Origin of the sequence: Rhodococcus daqingensis, assembly GCF_042665615.1 — a bacterium.
GTDB lineage: Bacteria > Actinomycetota > Actinomycetes > Mycobacteriales > Mycobacteriaceae > Rhodococcus_G > Rhodococcus_G daqingensis.
In genome coordinates this window covers 120,362-126,827 of sequence record NZ_JBHTCS010000009.1, presented here as the reverse complement: position 1 = coordinate 126,827, position 6,466 = coordinate 120,362, and the positions used below count along the sequence as shown (strand labels likewise).

General features: G+C 70.9%; 6 protein-coding genes and 1 pseudogene (1 of these 7 only partly in view). 4 read left to right on the top strand and 3 right to left on the bottom strand.

Going from position 1 to position 6,466, the window contains the following annotated elements:
• A pseudogene (gene ftsY / locus ACFQS9_RS05070) lies at positions 1-1,072 on the top strand (signal recognition particle-docking protein FtsY); it begins 253 nt to the left of the window's first position.
• A 59-nt stretch (positions 1,073-1,131) separates the two neighbouring features.
• Here the strand turns inward: ftsY and ACFQS9_RS05065 are convergent.
• From ACFQS9_RS05065 to ACFQS9_RS05055, 3 genes are all read right to left on the bottom strand, one after another.
• Positions 1,132-1,320 (bottom strand): hypothetical protein, encoded by a 189-nt coding sequence (locus ACFQS9_RS05065; protein WP_378402202.1) that lies wholly within the window; start codon positions 1,318-1,320, stop codon positions 1,132-1,134.
• A 21-nt stretch (positions 1,321-1,341) separates the two neighbouring features.
• Complete coding sequence (locus tag ACFQS9_RS05060) at positions 1,342-1,524, bottom strand: hypothetical protein (protein ID WP_378402200.1); 183 nt, start codon at positions 1,522-1,524, stop codon at positions 1,342-1,344.
• 135 nt (positions 1,525-1,659) lie between these two features.
• Entirely contained in the window at positions 1,660-1,839 is a 180-nt protein-coding gene (locus tag ACFQS9_RS05055; protein ID WP_378402199.1) for a hypothetical protein, read from the bottom strand.
• Positions 1,840-2,252: 413 nt separating this feature from the next.
• Here ACFQS9_RS05055 and ACFQS9_RS05050 point away from each other — a divergent pair, with 413 nt between their 5' ends.
• Genes ACFQS9_RS05050 through ACFQS9_RS05040 form a run of 3 tightly spaced genes read left to right on the top strand, consistent with a single transcriptional unit; the run spans position 2,253 to position 6,422 of the window.
• A complete protein-coding gene (locus tag ACFQS9_RS05050) occupies positions 2,253-3,560 on the top strand; it encodes an ammonium transporter (RefSeq protein WP_378403146.1) in 1,308 nt (435 codons plus the stop codon).
• A 5-nt stretch (positions 3,561-3,565) separates the two neighbouring features.
• Positions 3,566-3,904: a P-II family nitrogen regulator gene (locus ACFQS9_RS05045; RefSeq protein WP_005240467.1), complete on the top strand. Its 339-nt coding sequence runs from the start codon at positions 3,566-3,568 to the stop codon at positions 3,902-3,904.
• Positions 3,894-6,422 carry a [protein-PII] uridylyltransferase gene (locus tag ACFQS9_RS05040; protein ID WP_378402197.1) on the top strand — a complete coding sequence of 843 codons (2,529 nt, stop codon included), beginning with the start codon at positions 3,894-3,896 and terminating at the stop codon, positions 6,420-6,422. The genes ACFQS9_RS05045 and ACFQS9_RS05040 overlap by 11 nt, the downstream gene beginning before the upstream one ends.
• Positions 6,423-6,466: the final 44 nt, after the last annotated feature.

The window sequence follows — 6,466 nt, the reverse complement described above, 5'->3', positions numbered from 1 at the left end:
GGCGCCACCGGTCGAGGAGGCGGCACCCGCGCCCGTCGAGCCGGCGCCCACGCCCGTCGCGCCTGCGCCCGCCGAGGCGGCCCCTGTCGTGCCGGAGCCCGTCGTGCCGGAGCCCGTTCCCGCCCCGGCCGCGCCGGCGCTGGAGGAGATCGCTCCGACCGAGGGCCGGCTGGACCGGCTGCGAGGACGCCTCGCGCGGTCCCAGTCGGCGGTCGGCAAGAGCCTGCTCGGCCTGCTCGGCGGCGGAGACCTGGACGAGGCCTCCTGGGAGGAGATCGAGGACACGCTGCTGATCGCGGACCTCGGGAGCGCCACCACCGAGCAGATCGTGACCAGGCTGCGTGCCGAGATGGCCGCGGGCACGGTCAAGACCGACGCGGAGGCGAGGGCGCTGCTGCGCGCGGTGCTGATCGAGGCGCTCCATCCCGAGTTCGATCGCTCGATCAAGGCGTTGCCGCACGATTCGACCCCCGGGGTGCTGCTGGTGGTCGGCGTGAACGGCACCGGCAAGACCACGAGCACGGGCAAGCTGGCGCGGGTGCTCGTCGCCGACGGCCGCCGGGTCCTGCTCGGTGCGGCCGACACCTTCCGTGCGGCCGCGGCGGATCAGCTGCAGACCTGGGCGGAGCGGGTCGGGGCCGAGGTGGTGCGCGGCAACGAGGGCGCCGACCCGGCCGCGATCGCGTTCGACTCGGTGAGCAAGGGCATCGAGACCGGAGTCGACGTCGTCATCGTGGACACCGCGGGCCGCCTGCACACCAAGACCGGACTGATGGACGAGCTCGGCAAGGTCAAGCGGGTGGTGGAGAAGCGCGCCTCGGTCGACGAGGTGCTGCTGGTGCTCGACGCGACGATCGGCCAGAACGGGCTGGTGCAGGCCCGGGTGTTCGCCGAGGTCGTCGACATCACCGGGGTGGTGCTGACCAAGCTCGACGGCACCGCGAAGGGCGGCATCGTCTTCCAGGTTCAGCACGAGCTGGGTGTGCCGGTGAAGCTGGTCGGGCTCGGGGAGGGCGCCGACGATCTAGCGCCGTTCGAGCCCGGTGCCTTCGTGGACGCCCTGCTCGGCTGACCCGAGGGCCGCGGCGCGGCCGGCCCGGCTGCGGTCGGGAATCGCGGTGCACCGGACCGTCACCGGCGCGCGGTGGCCATCACCTCGTTGTGGTTGTGGGTCAGTTTTGCCTCAGCGAGCGCGAGTCCCGGCCCGATCGCGGCCACTGTCACCGTCGCGGCGATGGTGGCGAGCTCGGCGGCGATCCGGCGTCGCGTCGGCGGGGGCATGTCGATCTGCTGCCGGTGTGGACTTCGATTCCGGTTCATCAGGGGGTTCCCTTCGGTTGGTCACCGGCGCGCGGTGGCCATGACCTCGTTGTGGTTCCGCGTCAGCGCAGCCGACGCGATCGCGACCCCGGGGCCGATCGCGGCGAGCGCGACTGCAACCGTGGTGGTGGCCAGTCCGGCGACGAATCGCCGGCTCGAGGCGGTGCGCGGCTGTTCGGTCGGGGGAGTGTCGCTTTCTCTCATTTCGACTCCTTGCTGGGTGAACGCTGCCTCCTCACGATCGACCCGGGGAGGAGGCCACGTCGGCGCCGACCACCCCAAGACCCGCACCTGTCGGGGCGAGCTCGAGGCGGTCGACGGCTGAGCGGTGTGCCGGGCCTATCGCCGGACGGTGACCATCACCTCGTTGTGGTTCTTGCTGAGTCCGGCCTGGGCGAGCGCGACGCCGGGGCCCACGGCGGCAACGGCGGCGAAGGCAGCCATGGTCGCGAGTCCGGCGACCACTCGACGCCTCGGTCGGACGTCGCCTGGCGGCGGTGAGGGCGGGGTGCGGTTCATCTCGACTCCTTTGTTCGGTGGTGTTGTCTGGGGCTTTCACGATCGCCCCGGAGCCTCGGAACGGACAGGTACCCCAGGGCTTGGCATTCGCACCCTCGGTGTGGCTGCGGTTCTCTCGACGCGGGCCCGGCCGTCGCCGGACGCCTAACGAATCAGTAACGAACGCGCGCGGCCCCGCCCGGCTCGGCCTCCGCACAGGGACATTCACGGGGACGACAGTTTCGTGAAACGTAGAAGCAACACATTCCCGGGATGCGTTCACTCGGGCGAAACACGGCAGCGCCACAGCTGAAACACCGGCTGAGCAGTCTTCACACCAAGTCGAAAGCCGCAAGGGGCGGGACGACAGAAGGAGGAGGCTCAACGTGGAATTTCCCACAATCGGGGCGCCGGACACCGGGGACACCGCGTGGATGCTGATCAGCGCCGCGCTCGTGTTGCTGATGACGCCGGGGCTCGCGTTCTTCTACGGCGGCATGGTTCGGGCCAAGAGCGTGCTGAACATGATCATGATGAGCATCGGCGCGATGGGCGTCGTGGGCATCCTCTGGGTCCTGTACGGCTACTCGATCGCCTTCGGTGACGACAAGGGCGGCCTGATCGGTGACCCCTTCCAGTTCTTCGGCCTGAAGGGCATCTTCGGCGGCGCCTACCTGGCCGACGCCGACACCGGGGCCGACATGGCCATCCCGCTGGTCGGCACCATCCCGGCCACCGTGTTCGTCGCCTTCCAGGCGATGTTCGCGATCATCACCGTCGCCCTGATCTCCGGCGCCGTCGCCGACCGCCTCCGGTTCGGCCCCTGGCTGCTGTTCGCCGGCCTGTGGGCGACCATCGTGTACTTCCCAGTGGCGCACTGGGTCTTCGCCTTCGACGGCGTCACCGCCGAGAAGGGCGGCTGGATCGCCAACGAGCTCAAGGCGATCGACTTCGCGGGTGGTACCGCGGTCCACATCAACGCCGGCATCGCGGGCCTGGTCCTCGCCATCGTCCTCGGCAAGCGCCGCGGATGGCCCGGGACGCCGTTCCGCCCGCACAACCTCCCCTTCGTGATGCTCGGCGCGGCGCTGCTGTGGTTCGGCTGGTTCGGCTTCAACGCGGGATCCGCCGTGGGCTCCAACGGGATTGCCGGTGCCACCTTCATCACCACCGTCATCGCGACCTGCGCCGCGATGCTGTCCTGGCTCCTGGTCGAGCGGATCCGTGACGGCCACGCCACCACCCTTGGCGCCGCGTCCGGCATCGTCGCCGGCCTGGTCGCCATCACCCCCGCCTGTTCCTCGGTGAACGTGCTCGGTGCCCTGTTCATCGGTGTCGTCGCGGGTGTCCTCTGCGCCCTCGCGGTCGGCCTGAAGTACCGCTTCGGCTATGACGATTCGCTCGACGTCGTCGGCGTCCACCTCGTCGGCGGCCTCGTCGGCACCCTGCTGGTCGGATTCGTCGCGACGGCGGAGGCTCCCGCGGGCGTCAAGGGACTGTTCTATGGTGGTGGCTTCGACCAGCTGTGGCGTCAGGCGGCCGGTGCGGGTGCGGTTCTGCTGTACTCGCTCGTCGCCACGACGATCGTCGCGCTCATCGTGAAGTACACGATCGGCCTCCGGGCCAGCGACGAGGCCGAGGCGCTCGGCGTGGACGAAGCAGAACACGCTGAGAACGCATACGACTTCGCCGCACTCGGCGGAAGCTCGGTACCGGGGCGCTCGACCGTCAGGGAGGCATGAGAAACATGAAGCTGATCACCGCAATCGTCAAACCGTTCACCCTCGAGGACGTCAAGACCGGCCTGGAGCAGGCCGGGGTGCTCGGTATGACCGTCAGTGAGGTCCAGGGCTACGGCCGCCAGAAGGGCCACACCGAGGTGTACCGCGGCGCCGAGTACTCGGTCGACTTCGTACCCAAGGTTCGCGTCGAGGTCGTCGTCGACGACGCCGCCGTGGACAAGGTCGTCGAGGTGATCGTCGAGGCCGCACGTACCGGGAAGATCGGAGACGGCAAGGTGTGGGTCTCGCCCGTCGAATCCGTCATCCGCGTACGTACGGGTGAACGGGGCGCGGATGCGCTCTGACCCAACAGGGTCCGGATCTGGTGGCCCCGATCCCGCCGCGACGTCGGCGGGGTCGGGGCCACCCGCGTCCGGGGGCATGGTTGCCGCCGACGATCTGGTCCGTGCCCGGAAGCAGTTGCTGGACGGCGGTTCCCGGACCCGTCGCCTCGACACCGTCGCCCTGCGTCAGGCGCTGGTGGACCTGCACGAGTTCTGGCTGACCACCAAGGGCGCGGAGCTCGGGATCAAGCCGGACAGCGGTTTCGCCATCGTCGCCGTCGGCGGGCTCGGGCGTCGCGAGCTGCTCCCGTACTCCGACCTGGACCTGGTGCTGCTGCACGACGATCTCGACCCGGCCGTAGTCTCCGAGGTGGCCGACCGGCTCTGGTATCCGTTGTGGGACGCGCACATCAAGCTCGACCACAGCGTGCGGACCGTCCCGCAGGCGCTGCAGGTCGCGTCCTCGGACCTCACCGCCGCGCTCGGCCTCCTCGAGGCCCGGCACATCGCGGGCGACGTGGAACTGAGCAACCTGCTGATCGGCGGGGTGCGGCGGCAGTGGCGCACCGGGATCCGTTCGCGTTTCGACGAACTCGTCGAGCAGTCCCGCGCGAGATGGGCCCGCAGCGGCGAGATCGCGCACCGGGCCGAGCCCGACATCAAGAACGGCCGCGGCGGGCTGCGGGACATCCAGCTGCTCAGCGCCCTGGCCATCGCCCAGCTGACCGACGCGGTGCCGGGCCTGGGGCCGCAGACACCGGGCGGCGGACTGGCATTCGCGCACGAGCGGTTGTTGGACGTGCGCACCGAACTGCACCGGGTGGCCGGACGCGCGCGCGACCAGCTCCGTGCCCAGGACGCCGACGAGATCGGCGCGGCGCTCCGGATCGGGGACCGCTTCGACCTGGCCCGGATGCTCAGCGACTCCGCCCGCACGATCAGCTATTCCGTCGATGTCGGGCTGCGGACGGCGGGCAACGCCCTGCCGCGCCGGGGCCTGTCGAGGCTGCGCAGGGTACCGGTGCGGCGCCCGCTGGACGAGGGCGTGGTCGAGCACGCGGGCGAGGTGGTGCTGGCGCGCGACGCCAAACCGAACAAGGACCCCGGGCTGATCATGCGGGTGGCGGCCGCGGCCGCGCAGACCGGCATGCCGATCTCCGCCTCGACGCTGAACCGGCTCTCGGACAGCGCCCCCGAGCTGCGGGAGCCGTGGCCGAAGGAGGCGCTCGACGACCTGCTCGTGCTGCTCGGATCCGGCAGGAACACGATCGCGGTGATCGAAGCGCTCGACCGCACCGGGCTGTGGGGCCGGCTGCTGCCGGAATGGGGGGCGATCCGCGACCTGCCGCCCCGCGACGCGGTGCACACGTGGACGGTGGACCGGCATCTCGTCGAGACCGCCGCCTACGCCAGCGGGTTCACCACCCGGGTCTCCCGACCCGACCTCCTGGTCCTCGGCGCCCTGCTGCACGACATCGGGAAGGGGCGCGGGGGCGACCACAGCCTGGTCGGTGCCGAACTCGCCAATCAGATCGGGAACCGGCTCGGGCTGTGGCCATCGGACGTGGCGGTGCTCAGCGCGATGGTCCGCTACCACCTGTTGCTGCCGGAGACCGCCACCCGTCGCGACCTCGACGACCCGGCGACGGTGCGGATGGTCGCGGAGGCGCTGGACGGCGACACCGTGGTGCTCGAGCTGCTCTACGCCCTCGCCGAGGCCGATTCCCTGGCCACCGGTCCGGGGGTGTGGGGCGACTGGAAGTCGTCGCTGATCCGGGAGCTGGTCCGGCGCTGTCGCATGGTGATGGCGGGTGAGCAGTTGCCGACGCCGGATCCGATCGATCCGGAGCATGCGGCGCTGGCCGAGGACGGCGGCGTTCATGTGCTGTTGCAGCCCGCGGAGGGTGCGCACACCTACACCGTGACGGTCGTCGCCCCGGACACCCTCGGCCTGCTGTCGGACGCCGCGGGTGTGCTGGCGCTGCACTCGCTGCGCGTGCTCTCGGCCTCCCTCGGCAGTCACCGGGGAGCGGCGGTGAACTCGTTCACGGTGGCGCCCCGGTTCGGTGCGCCGCCCCAGGCCGGCCTCCTGCGTCAGGAACTGATCCGGGCGATCGCGGGGGAGCTGGACCTGGTGGCGATGCTCGAGGAGAAGGAGCAGCAGGCGCTGGCCGAACAGGCGCTCGATCGGGGCACCGAGGGTGTGCCGGTGCAGTACGCGCAGGCGCCGCCGCGGATCATCTGGTTCGACACCCCGGTGGAGGGCCAGGTGATCCTCGAGCTGAGGGCCGAGGACCGGCTGGGCCTGCTGTGCCGGTTGGCGAGCGTGCTCGAGCGACACGGCGCCGACATCCGCTGGGCGCGGGTCGCCACGCTCGGCGCGTCGGTGGTCGACGCGTTCTGCCTCCACCTCGGCGACACCGACTCGCGGGTCACCAGGGAGGAGTTCGAGGAGGCGATGCTCGCGGTGGTGCCGGCGCCCCGGCCGCGCAAGAGCGGGGACGCCGTCGACGGCGCCACGGAGGGGGGCACCGGGTAGAGCGGCTAGGCTTGACGGAAAACGTCCACGCGACAGCCAGGAGC